Genomic DNA, 23,575 nt, shown 5'->3' with positions numbered 1-23,575 from the left:
TCACGTTGCAACCCCCGTTTTTGTATAAAAATTCCTAAAATCCCAGGTCGCGAGGAAAGGTTTCTGAGAATTTCACTAATTTTTCCCCCTGATGGGAACTTTCCGGTGTCTTTATCCGACGCGGGCGAATTCGAGGGTTTGGTTGTGCTGAGTTGCGCGGTGTCCATCCCCTGGACTGCCAGGTTCACCTCCGGTGAACCTGGGTTAGCGATACTGCGACATCAGTTGTCGGTTAGTTTATCGCAGGTTCGGCTCTGTTTAATATCGTATTTTTCCAGTTGCCCCAATGGGGGTGAGATTTTCGGTGAACGCAAAAGGTGGACCTGGTGATGCGCTGGATATATGGGGGAGGTATCTTGTCTTATTACGTACATCACGGTGGGGTTTTTTTCAACAGCCCTGTGATGTGGTGCGCCTGGTGGGCGGGATAGCCAGCAGTACCTAGGTGCAGTTGTATTAATAAAGTACGAATACAGACTTGACTATCTAGTGGAAGGGAGTGGCGATGAGCGAGATCGGCGATAAGGGGGCGGTCGAAAACTGGCGCCATGTTCTCTCCACGATTGGCGCTGGCCGCGAAGTTTCCGGTGAGGGCATTCGATTCGCCATGGATCAAATCATGTCCGGTGCTTCCGGAGACGTGCAGACCGCAACGTTTGCTTTCGGTCTCCTCGCCAAGGGGATTACGGCTGCCGAGCTCGATGCTGCGGCTGAGGGCATGCTTTCATTTGCCCGCCCAGTTCATGATCCACAGCTCGCCGGTGTTATTGAGCGCGGTGCAGTCGATATCGTCGGCACCGGTGGTGATGGCGCAAATACCGTCAACATCTCCACGATGTCCATGATTGTTATCGCGGCCAGCGGTGTGCCGGTGCTCAAGCACGGTAACCGCGCGGCTTCCTCGAAGTCGGGCGGAGCTGACATGCTGGAGGCCTTTGGCATCGACATTGAGAACGGTCTCGTTACTTCTCCGGAACATCCGGATTTCTACGTGCGCTTCCTCTTTGCCGCTCGCTTTCATCCGGCCATGCGCTTCGCTGGACCGGTGCGTAAGGAGCTAGCGGTTCCGACAGTCTTCAACCTGTTGGGGCCGCTGACGAATCCAGCACGCCCGCAGGCGAGCTTGATTGGCTGTGCCTTCGAAGATCAGATGGAGACGATGGCGGACACCTTCGCCCGCCGTGGTCAGCGCGCGCTGGTGGTTCGCGGAAGCGATGGCCTCGACGAGATTACCGTTACTGGCCCCACCAAGGTCTTTATTGTGGAAAACGGTGGAGTTGCCGAAGATGCCATCGATCCACATGACTATGGCATGGAGTACTCCGAAATTGACGCGCTGCGTGGCGGTGACCCTGCTTACAACGCTGATGTTGCACGTCGCATTTGGGCTGGCGAGCTCGAAGGCCCGATTCGCGATGCAGTCATCCTTAACTCCGCCGCCGCAATCGCCATTTCGCGTGGTCTGAGTGGCCGTCCGCTAAAGGAAGCTATGGCCGACTCCATTGAAGAGGTCAAGGAAACGCTCCAGTCGGGGCTGTGCTTGGACATCCTTACCGCGGCGATGAAGGGTTAAGGTTCGCGTCGCGCTTCACGACGTGCTTGCTGCGCGTCAATTGCCCACTGAAGGTATTTTCCTGCGCCTAACCTAGGGTAGGAATACTCGCCTCCGGTGGGCTTTATTCGTACCTCCGGGCGCTGCAGCCATTTCCAGATAATACTGAGTTCATCAATCGATGCTCCTTTATATAAGGAATCATCTGGAGTGACTGTTTGGGCTGAACTCTCCATGAGCTCGATGATGTAGTTCATTTCCGCGCCACGTGGTGCGGTGCTGGCGCCGGCCAACCTGCCGTAGCGAATTTCCGCTAGATGCCAGCCGCCATTGCCATCGGGGAAAGCGGCTTGCAGAGATGGGATGGCGGCAAGCATGCTCAGGCGCTGCTGCTTGTCCAAGCTGATAATGAACTCCGCGGCGCGGTCACGTTGCACTGCCGCGCGTTGGAAGCGGTGTGCTTCGGCAAGTGCTGATATCTCTGCAATCATGTCTGCGATCTCGTCTGCGCCGGTGGTGGAGATCTGAGCGGTTGTTATCGCAAAGTCGTCGTTAAGCGCGGAGAACCTGTCGCGGATGGCAGTAGCGGTGTCGCGCGTGCGGAAAGGACCTAGGCTGCGGGCGTCGGTGACTGCCCGGCTAATCTTGGCAGGCCGACCGGGGCTAGTGGGGACGATGTACCAGCCGCGGGTTGGTTCGGTGCGTTGTCGGTTGTAGGGCGGACGGAGTGCAGAGATCAGACGAGCCTCGCGAATTTCTGCAGCGAAGCCGTGCGGGCACTCGATGATCTCGACGCGTTCGGCTAGAGAGACCATTTCCGTAATCTTGCGACGAGAATCAGTACCGTTGAAATACTGCAGAAGTCTACGTCGCAAATCGAGAGCTGTACCTATATATAAGGGGTCGTCATTTCTTGACCGAAAAACATAGACACCAGGGGTGTGCGGAGCTCCATCGGCAAGGTGCCGTTTAGCACGAACCTCTGGAGCGACGGTGGGCGAGTAGTGCACTAGCTCGGACGCTGTTTGTACTTCATCGCCAGCTAGTCTCTCCACGAGGTAGTGAAGGACGTCGACGGTTGCGATTGCGTCGTCAAGCGCCCGGTGGGTGGGGCGATTCGGAGAACCGACGTACCGTGCGAGCTGTGAGAGCTTGAAACTGCCAACTTGTGAGCGGTCGAGGACGCGACGCGCCAACGTGAGGGTGTCTACGACACTGGGGCTCGGCCAATCTAGGCCCAAATCTGTGCAAGCCTGGCGGAGGAATCCAATATCGAACTTGGCATTATGCGCAACCCAGACGCTTCCCCGGGCAAATTCGAGGAACTGAGTAATAACTGTGCCGAGCTGTGGGGCGGTTTCAACATCGGCGGTAGTGATGCCGGTCAGAGATGTGATGTGGTCGGGGATCTCCATACCGGGGTCGATGAAGCTGGAAAAGGTGCCAATTGTCTTACCGCCACGGGTTTTGATGGCCCCAATTTCAATGATGTGGTCGTTTTTGGCCTTCAATCCGGTCGTTTCCAGGTCTACGACGACAAAGGTGGTGTTGAAAAGAGAATCATCGACGGTGCCTTCGAGAGGGAAGTGCTGTTGTCCTGAATCCACGTCAATAATCCTATGCTGAGCGCTCCTAGTGGTGTTAAAACTGTGAAACTTGAGCAAATTGAGCTGTTGCAAGCTGGAGTGTGACATAAAACACGTTTTGAGCCCGCGATAAAAATGTGTCGACTTTAAGGCATTAAGTGTAAAGTTCTCGGCGGACTTCAAAATGCCAGGTAGTGACACGTTTATCAAACTGTTATTATTCCGCTATAGGGGGAGTGTTTAGTTGTAACAGCTTGGTAACGGTTTAGTTCTATCGATGGTAACAACCGGGCCTCGAGCGGTTTTCTGGACAAACGGCTAGACAAAACTTGATGCCATTTCGTAACCTTATCGAGACATTGAAACGGGGCCACTGAGTTGGTGCCGGTCATTGATAAGAAAACACAGAGCCTTATCGAAGGTCCTGAGGGTCTAAGTAGTGAGAGCCTCAGGGGATTCGAGCCGGGGACCCACCTCGAACCATGGGGTGAATCCCAAAGGGAAATCCCGGAGGGTAGGAAGTCTTCCATTCTTCCGAACCCGTCAGCTAACCCGGTCGGCTAAACAGGAAGATTTTGGAGTTTCAAAACAATGGGCAAGCACCACCGCCGTTCTAACTTTGCACGCAACGCAGTCGCATTTGGCGCAACTGTCGCCGGCGTTACCGCTCTCGCAGTTCCGACCGCTAACGCTAACCCGCTGAACGACATCCAGGGCGCACTGAACGGCTTCGATACCCCGCAGGTTGCAGGTATGCAGGATGTTGTTGGCAAGTTCAACGACATCGCAGGTGAGGTTACCTCCGGCAGCGTTGCAAACGTTGCAGCACCGTCCACTGGTTCGGCTATCGTCTCCGCTGCACGTTCCAAGATCGGTTCCCCGTATGTGTGGGGCGCTACCGGTCCGAACTCTTTCGACTGCTCCGGTCTGACCTCCTGGGCATACCAGCAGGTCGGTAAGTCGATCCCGCGTACCTCCCAGGCGCAGGCTTCCCAGGGTACCGCGGTCTCCAGCCCGGCACTGGGTGACATCGTTTCCTTCTACTCTGGCGCTACCCACGTCGGCATCTTCTCCGGCAACGGCAACGTGATTCACGCTCCGCAGTCCGGCGATGTCGTCAAGGAAGCTCCGATGAACTACATGCCGGTTCACAACTTCGTCCGCTTCTAATCTGTTTGAACGGATGACAACCTGCGGGGCCTTGATGCCCCGCAGAGCCTTGGCTCTCTTTTTACCGAGGGGGCACTGAGGCGAGCGCCCGGGTGCTGACGCTATGCGCGTCGTAAAGCACTATAGGGGCACTCGCCTCATTTTTTGTTTTTCTACTGCGGTTACGCAATGCGTGGAGTCGAAGGGCTATCCTGGTTACTCCCTTTGGATACCCCTTTGTGCTGGCGGTTTGTCGGTGTGTTGTTCCGCGGCAAGGCTGCTACAATTTGCTCGAATGCGTCAAGTGGTTTGATGTTTTGTTTTTCGGGGAAGAAATTTGAATACACAACTTGAAAAGGGTTTGGATTTGTCGCGTCACCGTGCCTCTCGCCGTCGCCACAACTCTCGTCGCGGTGTAGTCGGGCTTACGGTCGTGACTGGGCTAACCTTTGGCTCCGTAGGTTTGGCGCCGATTGCCTCTGCGCAGGATGAACAGCCAGCCCCGGATCTGGCTACTGCAGACGGCATTATTGCAGAGTTGGAGAAGATTTCTCGGGATACCGAAGCGGTTTCTGAGGAAGTTACCGAGCTGGATTCTCAGGTTCAGGCCAAGGAAGAGGAACTCCGGCACGCCGAAGGGGAACTGAAGCACTCTGAGGATCAGGTTCTCCGAGCACAGGATAATCTCAAGGCGCTCTCTGGTGAGATTTCCTACTTCGCGAAGAAGCGGATGCGTGGTGAAATCGTCGACCCATTGTCTGCCGCCCTGGGATCTTCCAGTGCTCAGGACGCTATCGACCGTGCCGGCTACATCAACAAGATGTTCCGCGACAACGATGAAGTCGTCAGCCGTGCGGTGCAAGCCCGCAAGGATGCCGAGGATGGCAAGGCCAATGCGCTGCGTCTGCAGGGCGATATCCGCAAGCAGCTCGATGACCTGGCCAAGCGCCGCGATGATTTGGACAAGCGCAGCGCCGAATTTGATGAGCGCGCCGAGCATGTCAAGTCCATGGTTGAATCGCTGAGCCCCGAACAGCGGGAAATCTGGATTTCCAAGAACAACCCAATTACCGAAGGGTTGGACAAACTGCTCGGATCTTCCGCCGCAGTTGATGCCGCGATGTCGAAGCTGGGTTCCCCGTACTCGTGGGGAGCTGCTGGTCCCTCCGCATTCGACTGCTCCGGCCTGATGTACTGGGCGTACCAGCAGATTGGTAAGTCCATCCCGCGGACCTCGCAGGCACAGCTCGCCGGTGGTACTCCGGTGAGCCGCGACCAGCTGCAGCCGGGCGACATCATCGGTTACTACCCGGGAATCACGCACGTGGGCATGTACATCGGCAATGGTCAGATTGTCCATGCTTCCGACTACGGTATTCCAGTCCAGGTCGTTTCCATCGACCAAGGTGGCCCGTACCAAGGCGCTGTCCGCTTCTAACTAGCGGCAGGTGACCTCGCGTCCTTTTAGTCAAGGTAGATAAACTCGGCTCCATGTCTGCGCGCGTACTGCTCATTACGAATGACTTCCCGCCTCGCGATGGTGGAATCGAGTCCTACCTGCGTGATTTCTGTGCTCGTTTGGATCCGGAGAACCTCGTAGTCCTCGCGTCCTCGCGAGCCCCCGAAGAAAAGCTCCGCGCCTACGACGAGTCGCTACCGTACCGTGTTTATCGCATGCGTGATTCCGTGCTGCTGCCACTGCCGCACGTAGCTCGTCGCGCCGCTCAGATTATTCGCACCGAACGCATTGACACCGTATGGTTTGGTGCCGCCGCGCCACTTGGTTTGCTTGCCGACGCATGCCGTCGCGCAGGTGCCACCCGCATCGTTGCTACCACTCACGGACATGAAGTGGGCTGGTCGATGCTGCCATTGGCCCGCCAGATGCTGAGGCGCATTGGTAAGAGCTCCGATGTTGTGACCTATATTTCCCGCTACACCCGTGGTCGATTTGCGGCAGCCTTTGGTCCGCAAACAGCATTTGAACGCCTGCCTTCCGGTGTCGATATCGAGCGATTTTCCCCGGACCCCGAGGCGGGACAGAAGATCCGGCAGCACCATGGAATCGGTGAGTCCCAGCCGCTTATCGTCTGTATTTCTCGGCTAGTGCGCCGAAAAGGCCAAGATATGCTGATTCGCAGCATGCCTAAGGTTCTTGAGCAGCACCCGGATGCCAGGTTGCTGATCGTGGGCGTTGGTCCGTTGAACCGAGAATTGAAAAAGCTGGCAGTAAAGCTCGGGGTCTCCGAGCAGGTTATTTTTGCCGGCAAGGTCTCTTATGATGACCTCCCCGCCTATTACAATGCGGCCAGCATTTTTGCCATGCCCGCCCGAACCCGCGGACGTGGCCTCGATGTAGAAGGCCTCGGCATTGTCTACTTGGAAGCACAGGCCTGCGGTGTCCCTGTCATAGCTGGCAAGTCTGGTGGCGCCCCGGAGACAGTTATCGATGGCGAAACTGGCATCGTTGTCGACGGGGCCTCGAAGCGCAGCGTCGCCACCGGGCTGGTTGAGATTTTGGATAATCCGGAGCGCGCGGCGGCGATGGGAGCCTGTGGTCGGGAGCATGTTGTGCAGTCGTGGACCTGGGAGGTCATGGCTGCTCGGGCTCGCCGAATTCTCCGAACCTGCGCAATCCCTTTATAATCAACTGTTATGTCCACCGATATTCCGATTCATCCGAACTCAGACGAGTCCGACGCCGCTGATCGCCCGGCTATCGGTTTTGATATTGGTGGAACAAACCTGCGCGCTGCAGTGGTCAGCGCTGATGGGCAGGTGCTGTATCGAGTTCAGACCAGTTCTGATGGCAGTGTGGATGCCATTGAACGTGGCATTGTCCAGACATCCGAGCGCTTGGTTGAACGCTTTCCAGATGTCAGCGCCATCGGTTTAGCTGTAGCTGGTTTTTTGGATTCTGACCGCCAGACGGTTCGTTTTGCCCCGCATCTGCCGTGGCGCGATGCGAACGTCGTCAAGCGTTTATCCTTGCTTCTCCCATGTCCGCTGCAGCTTGAGCACGATGCCAACTCGGCCGCCTGGGGTGAGTATCGCTTTGGTGCGGCTCGCGGTGCGGATAATTGGGTGCTGTTTGCGCTGGGTACGGGAATCGGCGGCGCGATGATGCAGGGGGGTGAGATTTACCGTGGCGCGTACGGCACGGCGCCGGAATTCGGCCACCTCACCGTTGTGCCGGATGGTCGTCCCTGCTCCTGCGGAAAGCGTGGTTGCTTGGAGCGTTACTGCTCGGGTACGGCGTTGGTTACCACCGCTCAGGAACTCTCTGAATCCGGTCGCTACTTCTCGCGGCTTACCGACGGGCTCGTGGCCGGCTCGGTAACTGGTACCGATGTCGTCTCGGCTGCTCGCCAGGGGGATGAATTGGCTCTAGCTGCGATTGATGACTTTGCTACCTGGCTGGGGCGTGGCCTGTCGATGGTGGGCGATGTCTTTGATCCGGAATTGATTGTTATCGGTGGCGGTGTTGCCTCGGCGTCTGATCTATACCTGGACAAGGCCAAGGCCGAGTTTGCCCGCAATCTCACCGGCGCTGGCTATCGTCCGGTAGCGGATGTGCGGGTCGCTGAACTAGGTGCGGATGCTGGGTTGATTGGTGCGGCGGATATTGCGCGCAGCGTTGTGGCTGCCGAGGGTGCGACATCGTCGTAAAGCGTCAATTTGGGGATTGCAGGGGAATTCGCCCGCGAAAAGGTGGGGGAATGGCTGCGGAGATGGATCGTCGGACCAACTGAACCTGTATAGTTTTAAACTGTGAATAATCGCTGGTACAAGTTCTTTAAGTACATCCTCATTGGCCCTTGGCTGCGGATCTATAATCGCCCGTACTACATCGGTGGTGAGAAGATTCCTCAGGAAGGTCCAGCGCTGATGGCGTCGAACCACCTTGCTGTGATGGATCACTTTTTCTTCCCACTGGTCTGCCGTCGTCAGCTGACGTTCCTGGCGAAGGCGGAGTACTTCACCACGCCGGGCTTTGTCGGCGGTATCCAGAAGTTCTTCTTCTCCTCGGTGGGGCAGGTGCCGATTGACCGTACCTCTGGTGATGCAGCTCGCGATGCGCTGAACGCCGGCTTGAAGGTGCTGTCACGCGGTGACCTGCTGGGCATTTCCTTGGAAGGCACCCGTAGTCCCGATGGTCGACTGTACCGCGGTAAAACCGGTGCGGCACGTGTCGCGCTGGAGGCCGGTGTGCCGGTGTTCCCAATGGCGATGATTGATACGGAGAAAGCCAACCCGATTGGTTCGTGGATTCCTCGTCCGGTGAAGGTCGGCACGATTATCGGCGATCCGATTGATCCGTCGGAGTACAAAGCCAAGTACAGCGATGAGTATGAAGCGGCCAGGGCACTGACGGATGACCTGATTAAGGAAATTCAGAAGCTTTCTGGTCAGGAATATGTCGATGCTTACGCGACTGATGTGAAGAAGTCCTTGGAGGCCGGCACCGGCTATCCAGCGGGAACCGAACCGGGTGGAGAGCTCACTACTCCGGCTCCGGGGCCGAAGCCGACCCCTCGTCGCTGGTTCCGACGCGCTCGCTAGAATAATTAGGCGCAGATAGTTTTCGCGACAGTGGGGCTGCACACTTCCTATGGCGATTCGGTGCATGGGTAAGATTTGCTCGGTAGGGCTCCACGGTCTTTTGGTCGCGAGGTAGCCGACGCGAGGCCGAGGCTGGAGAGGATTCCACACCGTGCGTTATTTTTATGACACCGAGTTTATTGAAGACGGCAAGACTATTGATCTTGTCTCCATCGGTGTCGTAGCTGAGGACGGCCGCGAATACTACGCGGTGTCTACCGAGTTCAATGAGAGCAAGGCCGGCCCGTGGGTGCGGGCCAACGTGCTCAATCAGCTGCCCAACCCCTCATCTCCGCTGTGGAAGAACCGGGACACGATCCGCGAGGAACTGCTGGCATTTTTCACCGAACCCGGTACGGGCAGCCCAGAGCTGTGGGCTTGGGTAGGCGCCTACGATCACATTGCGTTGGTGCAGCTTTGGGGTGATATGACCAAGCTGCCGCAGTTCATGCCACGTTATACCCGTGAACTCAAGCAGTACTGGGAGATGGCGGGCAAGCCACGGTTGCCGAAACAGACTGCAGGTAAGCACGACGCGCTGGCAGATGCCCAGCACAATCTGCTGAAGTTTCAAAAGATTGCACAGAAGTTGCCGCTTGATTAAGCAACGGAATTCGAATATTTGGTGACCTGACTAACACCCTTCTGGCAGGGGCACTACAATGAACTTCTGTGAGTTGGACTATTGATCTCCCTGTAGATGACCTGCCCGATCTGCCACCGCTTCCCGGAGACATGGCTGAGCGCTTTGCTGATGTCGTATCCCGCCAAGCCCTACAGCAGCCAAGCTGGGATGCCCGCGCCGCTGCAAACGTGCGTCGCATTCTCGAATCGGTGCCGCCAATTGTGGTCGCGCCTGAGGTTCGCAAGCTTCGTCAGGAGCTTGCCGACGTCGCTAATGGTAAGGCCTTCCTGTTGCAGGGCGGTGATTGTGCGGAGACCTTTGAGTCCAATACTGAGCCGCACATCCGCGCCAATGTGAAGACCTTGCTGCAGATGGCCGTTGTGCTGACCTACGGCGCATCCACTCCGGTCGTGAAGATGGCTCGTATCGCTGGTCAGTACGCCAAGCCGCGCTCGAAGGACATCGACGGCGACGGTTTGCTCAGCTACCGCGGTGACATGGTCAACGGTGTTGAGCCGACCGAAGAAGCTCGAGTTCACGACCCAGCTCGAATGGTGCGTGCCTACGCCAATGCCTCCGCGGCGATGAACCTGGTACGTGCACTGACAGGTTCGGGCACCGCTGACCTGCACCGTCTGCACGAGTGGAACCGTGAGTTCGTCAGCAACTCGCCGGCTGGCGCCCGCTACGAGGACCTGGCACGCGAGATTGATCACGCACTGCAGTTCATGGCTGCCTGTGGTGTTGCGGACTCGAACCTGCAGACCGCGCAGATTTACTGCTCGCATGAGGCGCTGGTTGTTGACTACGAGCGCGCTATGCTGCGCCTTTCTGAAAACGATGGCAGCCAGGAGCTGTTCAACCTCTCCGCGCATCAGCTGTGGATTGGTGAGCGCACCCGTGGCATTGAGGATTTCCACATCAACCTGGCTGCCATGATTGGCAACCCCGTCGGTGTGAAGATTGGCCCGACCACCACGCCGGAGGAGGCTGTCACTTACGCCGACAAGCTCGACCCGTTCTTCCAGCCTGGTCGCCTGACCCTGACTTCGCGTCTGGGCAATGACAAGGTTCGCTCCGTGCTGCCTCCCATCGTTGAGGCTGTGGAAGCTTCTGGTCACAAGGTCATTTGGCAGTGCGACCCGATGCATGGCAACACTTACTCGGCCTCCAATGGGTACAAGACCCGCCACTTCGACCGCATCGTCGACGAGGTTCAGGGCTTCTTCGAGGTGCACCGCTCGATCGGTTCACACCCGGGCGGTATCCACGTGGAGCTGACCGGCGAAGATGTCACTGAGTGCCTCGGTGGCGCGCAGGACATTTCCGATGTCGACCTGCCAGGCCGTTACGCATCCGCCTGTGACCCGCGTTTGAACACTCAGCAGTCGCTGGAGCTGGCCTTCCTGGTTGCCGAGATGCTGCGCAACTAGTTGCAACCAGCTCAGCTAGGTACAACTAGCCCAGCTGGTGCAGCGCCGCGTTCAGTGGAGCGCTGCACTTTTTACAGAGTGCTGACCGAAATGCGGTCGCCCGCCGTGGCCTTGGCGCCCGGTCGGGGTGACTGCAATACGATGCGATCCTCCTCGTTCGCAGAGACGTCGATGTCGAGCTGAAGATGCTGTTTCTCCGCTTCACGACGTGCCTGCGCAACAGTTTTACCCAGCAGCTGCGGAACCTTCACTGCTCTGGACACCGTCAGCGTGACAGTCGCATCATTGGGGTTAACCAAACGACCTGCACTCGGTGAGACTGCGTCGACACGGCCGTAGTCGCGCGAGGAGGAGGACGCGTCCTTTACTTCGCTTACCTCAATGCCCTCGCGCTGCAGAATTTGGCGAGCAGTATCCTCCGACTTGCCCACGACATTGGGCACTTCGATGCCGTTGTTAATGGTCAACGTCACAGAACTACCGCGTTCGAGGCCAGTGCCTTCCTCAGGAGACACGGAAAGAACCTCTTCCGGCTCAGCAGAGGAGGAGAACTCCGCCGATACCTCCCGGACTTCCAGCCCGGCCTTGCTCAACAGCTCACGAGCTTCATCCTCTTGAAGCCCCACGATTTTTGGCACCTTCACCGGTGCTGGCCCCTTGGAGTAATGCACAGTCACAACTGAGCCAACTTCGACGGTCTGTCCTGGAGCAGGAACCGCATATACCAAGCCGCCGGTGGAGACATCATCGGAAAAGACGGGGTCTCCGACCTCTTCTTTCAACGTCCGCTTAGCTAGGGCAGCACTGAACACTTCCTTTGAGTGGTTCGCGGGATATGCGGGCACAGTCGGGCGGCCGAGACTGACCAGTACGCGAACATCATCACCGCGGACAACCCGCGCTCCAGCCAGGGGGTCCGAGCCAATAATCTGGGACACTGCGACATCGTTGTCGTAGCGCTCATCAACCACCGGTTCAAAGCCCGCCTCACTGATTGCGGTCATCGCCTGTGGTTGCGACAGCCCAGTGATAGAGGGCACTTCGCCATAACGGCCAGAGCCCAGCCACCACGCGCCAAGCCCCATGCCCAACGTGGCAACCAGGGCGATAATCAGCCACAATGCACATCCACGGCGCGTCCGCTGTCGGGTAGCTCGACGGCTCTTAGGCGTCTGAGTCTGAGCAGATCGCGGCTGCGGATGCTGTGGGTGCTGTGGCCCCTGAGTGTCCGGCGGCAGCGGATATTCCGGAGCGCCTGGAACGTCGGCTGGTACGAGAGCTCCACCAGACGGCTCCGGGGATTCCCAGCCAGTGGGGTTGTACTCGTCATAGCGATCGAAAGTGCGTGTCCGCCCCGCATCCGGGTCGTCGAAATCATCGAAAACGTTTGGTGGTCCCGGTGGTCGGGAAGAAACGGGGCTACCGGGTGCGTCCGTCGAGAAGCCATAGCCGTCGTGACCGAAGCGCTCGGGTGCCGTCTCTGCGGTGCCGTGTCTGTCATCGAAATGGTCGTTGCCCGGTCGGTGGAAGTCCTCTGTGAGCCCCTCCATGGCGGCAGCGTTGGCGGCTGCTGAATTGACGGGCGATGGCACGCGGAATGGTGGCAGCGCGAGTTTGTCCGCAATGTCTTCGAGTGCGTCACCGAATTCCTCGGCCGTCTCAAACCGATCCTCCGGCCTGCGGGAACAAGCGCGGGCGACCAACTCGTCGAACTCCTCGGGAACGCCGTCGATGAGCTCCGAGGGTGGCGGGACATCTTCGTTCAATCGCTTCATGGCAACGCCGAGCGAAGAATCGGCGATGAATGGCGTGGTGCCGGTAAGCAGCTCAAAGAGCAAAATACCCGCCGCATACACATCGGAGGCAGGGGAGATGGATTCACCCGTGACCTGCTCCGGAGCCAGATAAGCGACGGTGCCGACGATGACCGAGTTAGAGGTCACCTTGGCATCAGCGGCCGCGCGCACTAGACCGAAGTCCGCCAGCTTCACTCGCCCGTCCGAGGCAATCAGCACATTTTCCGGCTTGATATCTCGGTGCACCATGCCGCGGGAATGCGCCACCGATAGGGCGCGCAAAACCGAGCGCATTACGACGGCAGCTGCATGTGGAGGCATCGGACCGCGCTGACGGAGCAGCTCGCGGAGGGTCCCACCGTCGACGAATTCCATAATGAGGAAAACATGCCCCGCCGGGTCCGTGCCCTGGTCGTAGACGTTGACGAGCGACTCGTCATTGAGGTGCGCGACCGCGCGGGCCTCACGTTCGAAGCGGATGCGGAAAGACTCGTCGTCGACAAAACGCGGATCCATGACCTTTGCGGCCACCCTGCGATCGAGCCGCAAATCGGTGGCGCAGTACACGGTGCTCATGCCACCGTGTGCGATGGTGGCTCCGATGCGGTAGCGACCATCGAGAATCTGCCCCTCGACAAGCTGCGACATAAACCAGCCTTCCCTGTTCCAATCAGTTGCTTCTAATAAGTATATGGGGACGTACCTACTGCAAGGCCAACGCGCTAAAGTGACCAGTGTGAGAAAGATTCCAACTTGCCACGATGTCCTGAGCGCCGACGAACCCACTCTTGCGCTGCCCGATGCCGCTGACCTCATTGGCGTCACCGTCACCCGAATTCACGCGTTGCTGCAGGAGGGTCGCCTTATTGCAGTCCACCGCGACGGCATTGCACAAATTCCCGCCCGCTTCTTTGAAGATGATGAGGTCGCGCGTTTTGTACCTGGCGCACTCGCATTGCTTGCCGACGGCGGCTACACGCGAGAAGAAACGCTGGAGTGGCTATTCACCGAAGATGAATCTCTGCCTGGACGTCCGGTGGACGCCCTGCACGGTCACCTTGCACGCGAAGTAATGCGCCGCGCACAGGCTATGGCGTTGTAAAGACCCGGACGGCGTCCTACGCCCGCCGTCCTACGCCCGCGATAGCTCCTGTCGTAATCGCCCGGCCACTGCTGTGAAAAGCAGCGGGAGGGCGATTTTTGCTTTTCGAGCGCGTCCCACTTGAGCGCGTTGCGCAAAGACGTTGTAGTTCATGCGCTCAATTTCGCCGAGAATGTCTGAGTAGAGAATCTCCGCGGCACGGATAGCCTGACGCCCTGGCACCTCTAACATGTCCACGCCGCTGCTGGCTTCGGCATAGAGTGCGCGGTTGCGAGCGATGAAGAAGGCCAATGCCTGACGTACCGCCGGGGTCGTCTGTCCCGTGGCGGCACAGTAGCCGATCTCCTCGGTACCCACTCCGAAGGCCTCCCACTCATTCAGTGGTAGGTAAATACGGCCACGGCGAAAATCCTCGGCGATGTCGCGGAGGAAATTCGTCACCTGAAAGGCTTTTCCCAGGAGCTCTGCGTAGGGAGTGGCTTCCTCCCGGGAGACCCCTGTGCGGGTGCCTAGGATGGGCATCATCTCAAGGCCGATGACTGCTGCGGAGCCCCACATATACGAGTCGAGTTGCTCCCATGTTTCAAAATGCGCAATGTGGCACGATGTGTCGGGCACGTCCATCAACATGGAGTGAACAAAGTCCGCAGAGAGCTGTGGATCGATGTCGTAGTCGCGAAAAGTCTGTGCGGCCGCCGAGATGACGGCACGGTCGCGGTCGCGGTGGACGTCGTCAAGCGAACCGATGACGACAGCTGAGTGGAAAAGCTCGCTTAAACGTGTGACCGTGGCTTCGATGTGCGTGGGGGAGCGGTCGGCGTCGGCGGGGCAGTCGACGTAGTCATCGACGATGCGTGCCCAGGCGTAGAGAGACCACACCGCACGCTGTTGGCGGGGTGCCAATAGTCGCGTGGCCAGGGAATACGTGCGACCGTGGGAGGCCATAATATCGCGGCAGAGCTCGTAGGACTGTGGCAGCGCGATGGTCGAGAGGGGCTGTGGGGTGGGCATGGACAACTATGCGACCTCGGTCGACCGCGACAGGGGCGCCACCGTGGAATCCGTGTCTGCGGCGGTTTTATCGTCGCGCCACGGGTACTTCCAGCTGAATTTTCCAGTGGTCAGCCAGCCGACGGCCAGCCAGCCGAGAACGGTAATGATAACCATCCAGGGCACGTCGTAGAAGCGGTGATTGCCGCCGCCGGCGAAGGACAGCGACAGGATGAATGTGAACAACACGGTGCCTTGAACCACCCATCGTGGCGGGCGAATCGTTCCCATGGGAGTCAATAAGCTGGCGTAGTACCAGGGAAGTGCCACGGCATTAAATACGCAGGCCACCACGTAAGCGGCAATCATGCCAGCGACATTGTTACGAGGGGTGGCTCGGAAGTAGAACCAGGAGATCACGAGTCCCACCAGCATGATGATAGAGGAGACCACGCGTGTGTGGCTGACGATGACATTGAAACCGATGTCGTCGTTGAACCACGCCATGACGCCCGAGATCACACCAGCGACCGCTGACGGTGCTGCCAGGGGGTTAATCACCTTGGTATTGCCGCTGATCTCGGAGATCCAGCCCCAGCTCGAGCCGGTCAGCCAGGTCACCACTGCAAGCGTGCCGACGCAGACTGCGACCAACACGATGCCCACACCGGCAATCGCCGGAATCTTGCGCAGCATCTCTTGAACCGTGGCGATGGGCTGGCGCCTGGTCAACACAATCCACACGACGAAGGGCAGCGCCAGGACAGCGGTGGCTTTCAGCGCGACGCCGATTCCGATGAGGACAGCAGCGACCAGGCCACCCCGCATGTGCTCCATGTGCAGTGCGGCGACTAGTGCCAGGCTGACCAATCCGACCATCAGTGCCTCGTTGTGCATACCCGCAATCAGATGCAGTAGCACCAGTGGATTGAGCACACCGAGCCACTGTGCGAAAGCCGGATTTGCTCCAAGCTCCCGGGCGATTCGCGGGATCGACCAGACAATGGCGGCGAAGCCCAGCAGACACACAATGCGGTAGAGAATCACGCCGACGGTGATGTTGTCGCCGACAATCCGCGTGATGACCTCGCCAATTCCCAGATGCAGCGGGCCATACGGGGTGGTGGTATTCCGCCAATCTGCGGATACCTCCAGCAGCATCGGCCCTGGATTGGCTGCAGCTCCCTCAGTGTAGGGATCAAACCCATCGCGGACCATCGCGCCCTGCATGAGATACGAATAGACATCGCGAGAGAACAGCGGTGCGGCCAGCGCGAGGGGAATTGCCCAGGCCATCAGGATTGAATTGAACCGACGCAACGTGGACTCATCGCCGCCAGCGTTCGCTGGAACCGCAGCGTCTGCTGCGTCGCCATCATGGGCAGAACCGGCCACAATGTCCCGGATGGTCCCCTTCGAGAACAGCAGTTCCCGCCCGATGCGCAGCCACGAGATAAGCAGCAGGGCGATACCTACCCAAATCACAATCTCACAGAAAATCTGACCGTGACCGTAGGTGATCCAGTCGAGTCCCAGAGCGTGGACAAGGCCGCCACGGTAGCGATTCGCACCGGAACCGTAGGAGCCCAGAGCAATGAGGATGCCACCGTAGACACCCAGCTGAGCACTCCGCGATAAATTCATGTCAACCTAAACAATCGATACATTGCTGATGCATTAATCCTAGTTGGTCAGTGACCACCGGCAGACATCCGGGAGACATTCATGAGCTAAGGCGTTTCAAACCGCTGTGCCGCAAGTCGTCCCGAAATCATGACCGTCGGCACGCCAACCCCCGGCACCGTCGTCGATCCCGCCAGCGTCAGATTCTTTGGCATCTTCGGAGAGAAGTTGCGGGGACGGAACGGCCCCGTCTGTCGGAACAGATGCGCCAGCCCAAACGGCGAGCCAACGCCCATGTCGCGTTCTTGCCACTGCTGAGGGGTATCGATCCGACCGACTCGCCACTTCGTAGAAATCCCGGTCAGTCCGCGCCGCTCCAGCTCAGCGGTTATTTTCGCAACGTAGTCCCCACCGATTCGTGACCAGATCAGATTGGCCGACTGCAAGTTGGGGCACGGCGCGAGCACACTGACGGGCTCCCACTGCACGCCGTTCGCATCTGTGACAATACGCTCCGGCGCGCTCACCGCAGGCCGGGTGACCAGCAATGATGGGTCCGACATTAGCTTTCCATGACGCGGTGACGAGATCTCCTCAAAGGTTTCGTTCCACTTTTCGCCAAACGAAATCAGGTGATGCCGCTTCGGCCACGTCGCAGTCTCCGAAACCGGAATCAGCCCGTGCGCCACCACCGCCGATGGAGAAAATCGAACTGGGAACAACCGTCGCGCTCCCGTCCGCTTTACGACGCTCCGAAGGCCTCGCCGCTTCGATGAGCTACCGGCGGCAGAGGTAGCCGCGTCGTGAAGCCAGCTCTGCACCACAGGTAAATCGGTCGTAGCGATGACGGCATCGGTGGGACGCTCGCCAGTTGCCGTGGTGATGGCGGAGACAAAGCCTGCTTCGTCAACTTTCAGCCCAGTGACATCAACGCCGAAGTCGATGGTTCCGCCAGCTCGACGGACGGCCTCGGCGAGCAACTCGCTGACGGCGCCTATACCCGAACCAAATGCGGGGGAGTGCGGATAGTAAACCCCCATCGAGGTATCCATGTGGGAAATGCAGCCGTAGACCGCACGGGCCTTAGCGGGAGGCACACCTGCGTAAAGCGCCTGGAAGCTGAAAACGCGAGCGAGATCATTATCTCCGAGGAAGGCACGAATCTTAGGTTCGAGGGCGCCGAAGGCACCGAGTCGGAGGAGCGTAGTGAGGTCGCGAAGCGCGCCGGGCCCGGTGAATAGGTCCGTAACGCGGTCAAAGCTGCGGGACATGAAGTTGTCGAAGCAGGCATTGAAGAGAGTTTGCAGCCACGTGCGAAGTTTGCGGTAACCGGCGACGGTGGAGTCAGAGGCACCGAAGCGCGCGAGTTCATCGGCCATCATGTCTTCGTTGGAAAACACGTCGAGTCCGCCGCGGGTGGCAAATTCCGCACGGTAGGTGGGCGTGATTGGGGAGGCCGAAAAACCCGGGTCGATATCGCGCGCGTAGAGGCCGACGGCGGCGAGGGCATCGTCGACAAGCGAGGGCATGGTCCATACAGTTGCGCCAGTGTCGAAGACTGCGGTGAGCGATTGCTCGTCGATATCGACTGTGATGGGTTCACTGGCGCAGCGTCCGCCGACGAAACTTCCCCGCTCGACAACGGTGACATCGTAGCCATCGGCGATGGCGTAGAGCGCGGCGGTAAGTCCGGACAGGCCTGCGCCGATGATGGTCAGTCGTGGTTTGGAGCCCTTATGAGGACGAGTGACCGCACGTCGCAGACGCGGGGAATTAATGGGGGCACGAGTGGGGGAAGCAGCGGGCATGACTACGCAACACCTGGTCTAATGCTGACGAGCGGTGGCGCGAACGCCCATAGCAATGAGGTTCTCGCGCGACGTTGCAGGCAGGTCGGCATTCTCGATAGTGGAGAAAGCGCGGCTGGTCAGGCGGTCAATTTCACGTTCGACGGCATCGGCAGCGCCGGAATCAGCGATGAGATTTCGTAGCTCATCAATATCTGCAGCAGACGAGACCGCTCCCAGACGTTCATCGATAAAGCGGGCCTTTTCAGGTGCGGAATCGAGGTAGAGGCTTAAAGCCTGGCCGACCAGTACGGTTCGCTTGCCCTCGCGGAGGTCATCGCCGGCAGGCTTGCCCGTGACTTCGGGATCGCCGAAAACACCCAGCTGATCGTCGCGGAGCTGGAATGCCACACCGATATCGCGGCCGAAGCTGCGGTAGGCCTCAACCAATTCCGCTGGGGCGCCGGCAATCGCAGCACCAATGTGGAGCGGCCGCTCGATGGTGTAGGCGGCGGTCTTGAACAGATTGATTTTCTCAGCGGTCTCGACGCGACTGTCCCGGCTGGCTTCGGCCGTGATATCGAGCAGTTGGCCGCCAAGTACTTCAGTGCGCATCGCCCGCCAGGGGACAAGTGCGCGGGTTAGCGCCTCCGAGCTGAGGCCTGAAGAGTGCATCATGTCATCAGCCCAGGTCAGGGCGACATCGCCAATGAGAATCGCGGCGGAAATACCGAAGCGGTCGGCGGCTCCATTCCAGCTATTGGCCTCGTGCTTGGCCTCGAATACCTTGTGGATAGTCGGTGCGCCACGGCGCGTATCAGCGTCATCGATGATGTCGTCATGAATGAGTGCGCAGGCTTGAATGAGTTCCAAGGCACTCACCGCGTTCATCACAGCCAGGGAATCCTCGGCTGGGGAGAAACGGCCTTCGAGGCCGCCTGCCCCCAACCACCCCTGCCAGGCGAAGGCTGGACGCACGCGCTTGCCCCCATTGAGGACGAAGGAGTGGAGCGAATCTATGGCCTCGGTGTACACCGCATCGACCGACGCGACATCGTCGCCACGGCTTTTGAGGTAATTCTCCAGCGTTTTGGTAACAGTAGCTGGTACTTCGCGGGGCTGTAGCGCGGCCAAATCCAGTTCTTCGCTCATGTGAGCCTCTCGTCGATGACGGGTAATGCTGACTCAAGAATAGGACACCGCTTAGTATGAGTGACTATGTCCTCAACAATGCCACTGTCGCCAGGCCGCCAAGTGACAATCCGCCAGGCGCTTTCAATGCCGAGCGCGGGCAGTATTCCCTTCTCGGTCGAGTTCATGCCCCCGCGTGACGACGCGGCCGAGGAACGTCTTCTCCGAGCAGCTGAGGCTTTCCATGATCTTGGTGCCTCCTTTGCATCCGTGACCTACGGCGCCGGTGGTTCTAGCCGCGACCGCACCCTGCGAATCGCCCAGCGCGTTTCGAGGCAGCCGCTTACAACGCTTGTGCACCTGACATTGGTAGAGCACACTGTCGACGAGCTGCGGGAAATCCTGCGCTCTTATCTCAGCGCGGGGCTGACGAATCTGCTCGTTCTGCGTGGTGACCCACCGGGAGACCCGCTTGGCCCTTGGGTGGAGACCGAGGGCGGTCTGCACTACGCCAGCGAACTGATTGAGCTAATTAAGGCCGAGCCGGAGTTCGAGAAATTTGAAATCGGCATTGCGTCGTTCCCGGAGGGACATTACCGCTCGCCGGATTTGGACCATGACACGCAGTACACGCTGGCCAAGCTGCGCGCGGGAGCCGAATACTCGATTACGCAGATGTTCTTCGATATTGAGCACTACTTGCGCCTTCGAGACCGCCTGGTGGAAGCCGACCCAGTGCACGGTGCCAAGCCCATCATTCCGGGGCTGATGCCGATTACATCGCTGCGCTCAGTGCGCAGGCAGGTTGAGCTCTCCGGGGCACAGTTGTCATCCGATTTGGAGGAACGCCTGATTAAGGCAGCAGATGGTGACGAGCAGGCCAATAAAGATGAGATTCGCAAGATTGGTATCGAGTTTTCGACCAACATGGCAGAGCGGCTCATCGCCGAAGGCGTGCCGGGGCTGCACTTTATGACTATGAACTTCGCTCGCGCCTCCCAGGAAGTTTTGCACAACCTCGGCATGGCGCCCGAATGGGGCACCGGCCAGGATATGCTGCGCGGCGGTTTTTAATTGCTAAAAGTCCTGCATGTCGCGAACTCTTCGCGCCCACAGGACACCTAGCACTGAGGCTAGGACACCGGCGGCTGTGGTCACACCGGCAAATAATAGGAATTGATTCCGCTTGGTGGATCCAGCCGGCGACGAAGCCCATACATTATGGTTCTCGCCACTGGCGAGCTGCCATTCCACCTTGTTCGGTTCGGTCTGGCGGCCATTGGAGTCAGTAACCTGCTCCGGGAACGCGACGACGAAATCAACCTTCGCGCCGGGCAGGTGAGTCAAATCCATGTGGCCGTTCATCGAAATCTTGCCGCCACCGGTACGGTCTAGGTCGATGTCTACGCGATCGTCGGAAAGCTGTCGGAGCGTATCGGTGAGTTCAATGAAGTGCAGCTCGTTGAACGAGACTTCCATCTTTCCTGTGGAGGAGTCGATTACTCCCTGCGAGACGCGGTCGGAGAGATCTTCCGGTACTTGCCACTGCTCAAATTGGGAACGGACTTCCTCCGTGGGTGTTACGTGAATTGTGCCCGAGACCCTGTCGTCGCCGGAAATGGTAATGCCAGCCTGTGCGTCAAAGCAGCCGCTGAGCGGCAAGATGGCGGCAATTCCGGCCATTGCTGTGGCAATGCGCAGAGGCGAAAGCCGTCGACGTGGTGTGGAAGGTTCACTCGGTGATGATGTCACGGGGAAGATCTACTCCTAGAACTGCGAAGGGACGGGAGTCCCCTGTGAAATAAAAGTTCCTTAAAACATCCTTGAAACCAAATTGGCGGTAGAGCTGCCATGCCCTATTGGCCTCATTCGGGTATTCCGGGGTTGACAACAGAACTCGCGTCTCTGGGCGGGAATCGACCAACTCGCGGAGCAGTCGTTTACCGAGTCCCCGCCCCTGAAAGCTGGGGTGTATGTGAATCTCAGACAGTTCGGCGTAGTTGCCCAAGAGCTTGACGACGTCCGGTAGCGAGCGCCCGTCCATGAGCAGTCCATCTCTTACCTGGCGATACCACCAGTGCGTGTCCAATCCTGTACGGCAGTAGCCGATGCCAACCAACCTGCAGCGCGGGTCGCGGAGAGCCTGGGCAGGGGAGAGCTCTTTGGGGTGAGCTATGGCTGCAGCAGCCATGAAGCCGGGTTGAGTGGTTTGCTTCTGCCATTCGTGGAGACGACCGGGCAAGATTGCGGGGTTGTACTGCATCGCGGTGATGTAGAGAGCCACTGCTTCTTGCAGGCGGAGATTGAAGTCTCCTGCTGTCATCGGAACCACGCTGTATTTCACAGTGACCAGATTAGCGACTTGGACGAACTTAGTTGTGAGATTACTGCAATAACATCGAGTCGAACAGGTGTGCGAAAGTGCGCATGGCGTAGTCCGGGCTTGGGGATAGATTGCAGTCAATCCCGCTAAGGAGAAGCGGAAAATCCGTGCTCATGTGAATGCTGTGTGAAAGGAGAAGCAGGGTGGTGGCAAGGTCGAACGTGGTGGAGTTTAGGGCGATTTCGCAGTCGGGTTCGGTCGCCCCGGTCGGTGTCTCAAGGCAATCGCTGGAGCTGCTGGGGCGGGCAGAGGCTCTGCTAGCGAATGCTCGGAATGCCAGCTCTGATGAGATGTTGGAGCTTTCCTACTGTGCGGCGCTGCGTTGCGCAGGCGCGCTGTTGAATCGCGACGATGTGTCGGTGGCTGGGGGTTCTGGCTCGGGCGCTCGTTCGGGCTCGGTAGTTAAGCGTCGTCGTTCGGCAACACAGAGTGCCTGGTTGCGTTTAAAGAAAGAGCAGCCCGAATTTGATAGCTGGGTCACCAAGTTTGAGCAGTTCACCGCGCTGCGTGAGGAAGTCCGGTTGGGTATTTCGCGTCGCATTGACTCTCGGCGGGCGCAGGAGTTGTGGGATTTAAGTTGTGCATTCTTGGGGGCTGTCCGGGCTGAGCTGGGTGTTCTGCCCGCGGCTGCGTAAGCCGGTGGGGGCGTGTTAGAGCGTTGCTTTCCTAAATAAATGGGGGATTGTTCGGATTCATGGAACAATAGAGGTGAGTCGCCCGTTGAAGGGGTAAGAATGAAGCTAACGGACGCCGCGTTAGCAGCACGTGGCCTGTAATTAACTTTGTTGTATCGGCATTGTTAGTTGAGGGGTCAAGGCTCGCCAGTATCGCGGTGGGCAATGCTCAAGTAGGCGATGGAGGAATTGTGGGACTATCTGAGCACGAACAGCGGATGCTCGACGAAATCGAGTCTGCACTCTACGCTGAGGATCCTAAATTTAGTTCGACGATGGCCGGAAATGCGTTCAGCTTTCCGGAGGAAAACAGCGCACCTCGTGGGTTTTCCATCCAGGTTTTTGCGCTCATGCTCCTCGGTCTGCTGATGTTGATTGGCGGCGTCGCTCTTTTCTCTGTGAGCAATTGGTTCATTGTGTTATCGGTTGCCGGCTTTGGCCTTATGTTCGGTTCCGGCGTTTGGGCTCTGACCGGCGCCGGTAAGCAGGAGAAGGCTAGTTCTGCTTCGGGGCTGAGCTTTGGAAAGTCTAAGTCCGGGGCGGCAAAGAGTCGTCGAGGGACCTCGGGTAGCCGTGGCTCCTCTGGTGATTCCACGTTGGAATCGCGTTTCCGTGGCCGCTTCGAGGGGCGTTAGGGGATAAGCCTCAAGAATTAACAAGTGAGGGCAAGCCAGCGATGGCTTGCCCTCACTTTTTTGTTTTTCTAGACGTGAATCGTCTCCACAAGATCTCACCCACTTTGCCCCACCCCGAGTCCCCACTTTCCCCCACTTAGCTATTGGGATGGAGGAATTCTTATCTGCGGTCGTTGTTGGTATCTCCGAAAGTTTGGCTCTGGCGACACAAAATTGCAGGTCAACGCACTAAGTCTGGCGACCAGGTTGAATCTGGATGGTTTTTAGCAGGTAAGTGGTGGGTAGTGGGGCGTAAACTGCTTTCTGTTAACAATGTGGTTGGTGTGGCGTCGTTATCGGCGTGGTCGCGGGTGGGTGCCCCACTTTTTATTCGCGCTTTAATTGTCGAGGTGATTCTTTAAAAGTCCAGGTCAATTGGGTTAAAGCAGATGTCCTAGCGGTGGGGTTGCGCTGATGCTGTGGCTATTTTTCTCCTTCTTGTGTTGATAGTGGCAGATAGTGGGGTAA

20 protein-coding genes and 1 riboswitch are annotated in these 23,575 nt (G+C 58.3%); of the genes, 12 read left to right on the top strand and 8 right to left on the bottom strand.

All coding sequences use genetic code 11. From position 1 onward, the window contains the following. Window positions 1-505 precede the first annotated feature (505 nt). Window positions 506-1,573, top strand: coding sequence for an anthranilate phosphoribosyltransferase (gene trpD / locus HMPREF2547_RS09380; protein ID WP_070605650.1), 1,068 nt, complete (start codon window positions 506-508; stop codon window positions 1,571-1,573). On the opposite strand, the gene HMPREF2547_RS09375 is transcribed toward trpD, so the two are convergent. Then, complete coding sequence (locus HMPREF2547_RS09375) at window positions 1,570-3,159, bottom strand: DEDD exonuclease domain-containing protein (protein ID WP_049170245.1); 1,590 nt, start codon at window positions 3,157-3,159, stop codon at window positions 1,570-1,572. The two genes, trpD and HMPREF2547_RS09375, sit on opposite strands and share 4 nt — an antisense overlap. 413 nt (window positions 3,160-3,572) lie before the next feature. Further along, window positions 3,573-3,715, top strand: a riboswitch (cyclic di-AMP (ydaO/yuaA leader). 14 nt (window positions 3,716-3,729) lie between these two features. Between HMPREF2547_RS09375 and HMPREF2547_RS09370 the strand changes: the two genes are divergently transcribed. The 7 genes from HMPREF2547_RS09370 (at window position 3,730) to HMPREF2547_RS09340 (ending at window position 10,947) form a co-directional block, all read left to right on the top strand. Beyond that, window positions 3,730-4,308 (top strand): C40 family peptidase, encoded by a 579-nt coding sequence (locus HMPREF2547_RS09370; RefSeq protein WP_048731217.1) that lies wholly within the window; start codon window positions 3,730-3,732, stop codon window positions 4,306-4,308. Between the two features lie 346 nt (window positions 4,309-4,654). Continuing rightward, window positions 4,655-5,725, top strand: a complete 1,071-nt coding sequence (locus HMPREF2547_RS09365) for an NlpC/P60 family protein (protein ID WP_353797117.1) — start codon at window positions 4,655-4,657, stop codon at window positions 5,723-5,725. Window positions 5,726-5,778: 53 nt separating this feature from the next. After that, complete coding sequence (locus tag HMPREF2547_RS09360) at window positions 5,779-6,933, top strand: glycosyltransferase family 4 protein (RefSeq protein WP_049190492.1); 1,155 nt, start codon at window positions 5,779-5,781, stop codon at window positions 6,931-6,933. Window positions 6,934-6,942: 9 nt separating this feature from the next. Further along, a complete protein-coding gene (locus tag HMPREF2547_RS09355) occupies window positions 6,943-7,956 on the top strand; it encodes an ROK family glucokinase (RefSeq protein ID WP_049170251.1) in 1,014 nt (337 codons plus the stop codon). A gap of 102 nt (window positions 7,957-8,058) precedes the next feature. Continuing rightward, window positions 8,059-8,850, top strand: coding sequence for a lysophospholipid acyltransferase family protein (locus HMPREF2547_RS09350; RefSeq protein ID WP_049170252.1), 792 nt, complete (start codon window positions 8,059-8,061; stop codon window positions 8,848-8,850). 151 nt (window positions 8,851-9,001) lie between these two features. After that, window positions 9,002-9,493, top strand: coding sequence for a polyadenylate-specific 3'-exoribonuclease AS (locus tag HMPREF2547_RS09345; RefSeq protein WP_016423018.1), 492 nt, complete (start codon window positions 9,002-9,004; stop codon window positions 9,491-9,493). A 68-nt stretch (window positions 9,494-9,561) separates the two neighbouring features. Further along, a complete protein-coding gene (locus HMPREF2547_RS09340) occupies window positions 9,562-10,947 on the top strand; it encodes a class II 3-deoxy-7-phosphoheptulonate synthase (RefSeq protein WP_070429538.1) in 1,386 nt (461 codons plus the stop codon). Between the two features lie 71 nt (window positions 10,948-11,018). Here HMPREF2547_RS09340 and HMPREF2547_RS09335 read toward each other — a convergent pair whose 3' ends face one another. Then, window positions 11,019-13,391, bottom strand: a complete 2,373-nt coding sequence (locus HMPREF2547_RS09335) for a PASTA domain-containing protein (protein WP_070429539.1) — start codon at window positions 13,389-13,391, stop codon at window positions 11,019-11,021. A 79-nt stretch (window positions 13,392-13,470) separates the two neighbouring features. Here HMPREF2547_RS09335 and HMPREF2547_RS09330 point away from each other — a divergent pair, with 79 nt between their 5' ends. Then, complete coding sequence (locus HMPREF2547_RS09330) at window positions 13,471-13,845, top strand: Rv2175c family DNA-binding protein (protein ID WP_005510311.1); 375 nt, start codon at window positions 13,471-13,473, stop codon at window positions 13,843-13,845. A gap of 30 nt (window positions 13,846-13,875) precedes the next feature. Here the strand turns inward: HMPREF2547_RS09330 and HMPREF2547_RS09325 are convergent, their stop codons facing one another. The 4 genes from HMPREF2547_RS09325 to HMPREF2547_RS09310 all read right to left on the bottom strand — a co-directional run bounded on the left by HMPREF2547_RS09325 (window position 13,876) and on the right by HMPREF2547_RS09310 (window position 19,397). Continuing rightward, window positions 13,876-14,856, bottom strand: a complete 981-nt coding sequence (locus HMPREF2547_RS09325) for a phytoene/squalene synthase family protein (protein WP_049170403.1) — start codon at window positions 14,854-14,856, stop codon at window positions 13,876-13,878. Between the two features lie 6 nt (window positions 14,857-14,862). Then, window positions 14,863-16,479: an alpha-(1->6)-mannopyranosyltransferase A gene (locus HMPREF2547_RS09320; protein ID WP_049170255.1), complete on the bottom strand. Its 1,617-nt coding sequence runs from the start codon at window positions 16,477-16,479 to the stop codon at window positions 14,863-14,865. An 86-nt stretch (window positions 16,480-16,565) separates the two neighbouring features. Next, window positions 16,566-18,266 carry a phytoene desaturase family protein gene (gene crtI / locus HMPREF2547_RS09315; RefSeq protein ID WP_048731199.1) on the bottom strand — a complete coding sequence of 567 codons (1,701 nt, stop codon included), beginning with the start codon at window positions 18,264-18,266 and terminating at the stop codon, window positions 16,566-16,568. An 18-nt stretch (window positions 18,267-18,284) separates the two neighbouring features. Beyond that, window positions 18,285-19,397, bottom strand: coding sequence for a polyprenyl synthetase family protein (locus HMPREF2547_RS09310; RefSeq protein ID WP_049170256.1), 1,113 nt, complete (start codon window positions 19,395-19,397; stop codon window positions 18,285-18,287). Window positions 19,398-19,463: 66 nt separating this feature from the next. Here HMPREF2547_RS09310 and metF point away from each other — a divergent pair, with 66 nt between their 5' ends. Further along, on the top strand, window positions 19,464-20,450 hold the full coding sequence (metF, locus tag HMPREF2547_RS09305) for a methylenetetrahydrofolate reductase [NAD(P)H] (RefSeq protein WP_070605648.1): 987 nt from the start codon (window positions 19,464-19,466) through the stop codon (window positions 20,448-20,450). A 3-nt stretch (window positions 20,451-20,453) separates the two neighbouring features. Here the strand turns inward: metF and HMPREF2547_RS09300 are convergent, their stop codons facing one another. Both HMPREF2547_RS09300 and HMPREF2547_RS09295 read right to left on the bottom strand, forming a co-directional pair. Then, a complete protein-coding gene (locus HMPREF2547_RS09300; protein ID WP_016423011.1) occupies window positions 20,454-21,128 on the bottom strand; it encodes an LppM family (lipo)protein in 675 nt (224 codons plus the stop codon). Beyond that, window positions 21,109-21,699, bottom strand: a complete 591-nt coding sequence (locus tag HMPREF2547_RS09295; protein WP_048731193.1) for a GNAT family N-acetyltransferase — start codon at window positions 21,697-21,699, stop codon at window positions 21,109-21,111. The genes HMPREF2547_RS09300 and HMPREF2547_RS09295 overlap by 20 nt, the downstream gene beginning before the upstream one ends. A gap of 206 nt (window positions 21,700-21,905) precedes the next feature. Here HMPREF2547_RS09295 and HMPREF2547_RS09290 point away from each other — a divergent pair, with 206 nt between their 5' ends. Then, window positions 21,906-22,394: an SAV_6107 family HEPN domain-containing protein gene (locus tag HMPREF2547_RS09290; protein ID WP_048731236.1), complete on the top strand. Its 489-nt coding sequence runs from the start codon at window positions 21,906-21,908 to the stop codon at window positions 22,392-22,394. Between the two features lie 230 nt (window positions 22,395-22,624). Continuing rightward, window positions 22,625-23,068: a DUF3040 domain-containing protein gene (locus HMPREF2547_RS09285; protein ID WP_016423008.1), complete on the top strand. Its 444-nt coding sequence runs from the start codon at window positions 22,625-22,627 to the stop codon at window positions 23,066-23,068. The last annotated feature ends 507 nt before the right edge of the window (window positions 23,069-23,575 follow it).

It is taken from the genome of Corynebacterium sp. HMSC055G02, assembly GCF_001809065.1.
GTDB classification, from domain to species: Bacteria; Actinomycetota; Actinomycetes; order Mycobacteriales; family Mycobacteriaceae; genus Corynebacterium; species Corynebacterium jeikeium_D.
Note: the sequence above shows the minus strand (reverse complement) of the source record. Positions and strands in the feature narration are given on the sequence as shown.

What these genes read in the sequence shown, in the direction of transcription:
- HMPREF2547_RS09355 (WP_049170251.1), top strand. Translation starts at nt 6,943, where the DNA reads ATGTCCACCGATATTCCGATTCATCCGAACTCAGACGAGTCCGACGCC.
- HMPREF2547_RS09320 (WP_049170255.1), bottom strand. Translation starts at nt 16,479, where the DNA reads ATGAATTTATCGCGGAGTGCTCAGCTGGGTGTCTACGGTGGCATCCTC.
- metF (WP_070605648.1), top strand. Translation starts at nt 19,464, where the DNA reads ATGTCCTCAACAATGCCACTGTCGCCAGGCCGCCAAGTGACAATCCGC.
- HMPREF2547_RS09310 (WP_049170256.1), bottom strand. Translation starts at nt 19,397, where the DNA reads ATGAGCGAAGAACTGGATTTGGCCGCGCTACAGCCCCGCGAAGTACCA.
- HMPREF2547_RS09295 (WP_048731193.1), bottom strand. Translation starts at nt 21,699, where the DNA reads ATGACAGCAGGAGACTTCAATCTCCGCCTGCAAGAAGCAGTGGCTCTC.
- trpD (WP_070605650.1), top strand. Translation starts at nt 506, where the DNA reads ATGAGCGAGATCGGCGATAAGGGGGCGGTCGAAAACTGGCGCCATGTT.
- HMPREF2547_RS09370 (WP_048731217.1), top strand. Translation starts at nt 3,730, where the DNA reads ATGGGCAAGCACCACCGCCGTTCTAACTTTGCACGCAACGCAGTCGCA.
- crtI (WP_048731199.1), bottom strand. Translation starts at nt 18,266, where the DNA reads ATGCCCGCTGCTTCCCCCACTCGTGCCCCCATTAATTCCCCGCGTCTG.
- HMPREF2547_RS09335 (WP_070429539.1), bottom strand. Translation starts at nt 13,391, where the DNA reads ATGTCGCAGCTTGTCGAGGGGCAGATTCTCGATGGTCGCTACCGCATC.
- HMPREF2547_RS09325 (WP_049170403.1), bottom strand. Translation starts at nt 14,856, where the DNA reads ATGCCCACCCCACAGCCCCTCTCGACCATCGCGCTGCCACAGTCCTAC.
- HMPREF2547_RS09360 (WP_049190492.1), top strand. Translation starts at nt 5,779, where the DNA reads ATGTCTGCGCGCGTACTGCTCATTACGAATGACTTCCCGCCTCGCGAT.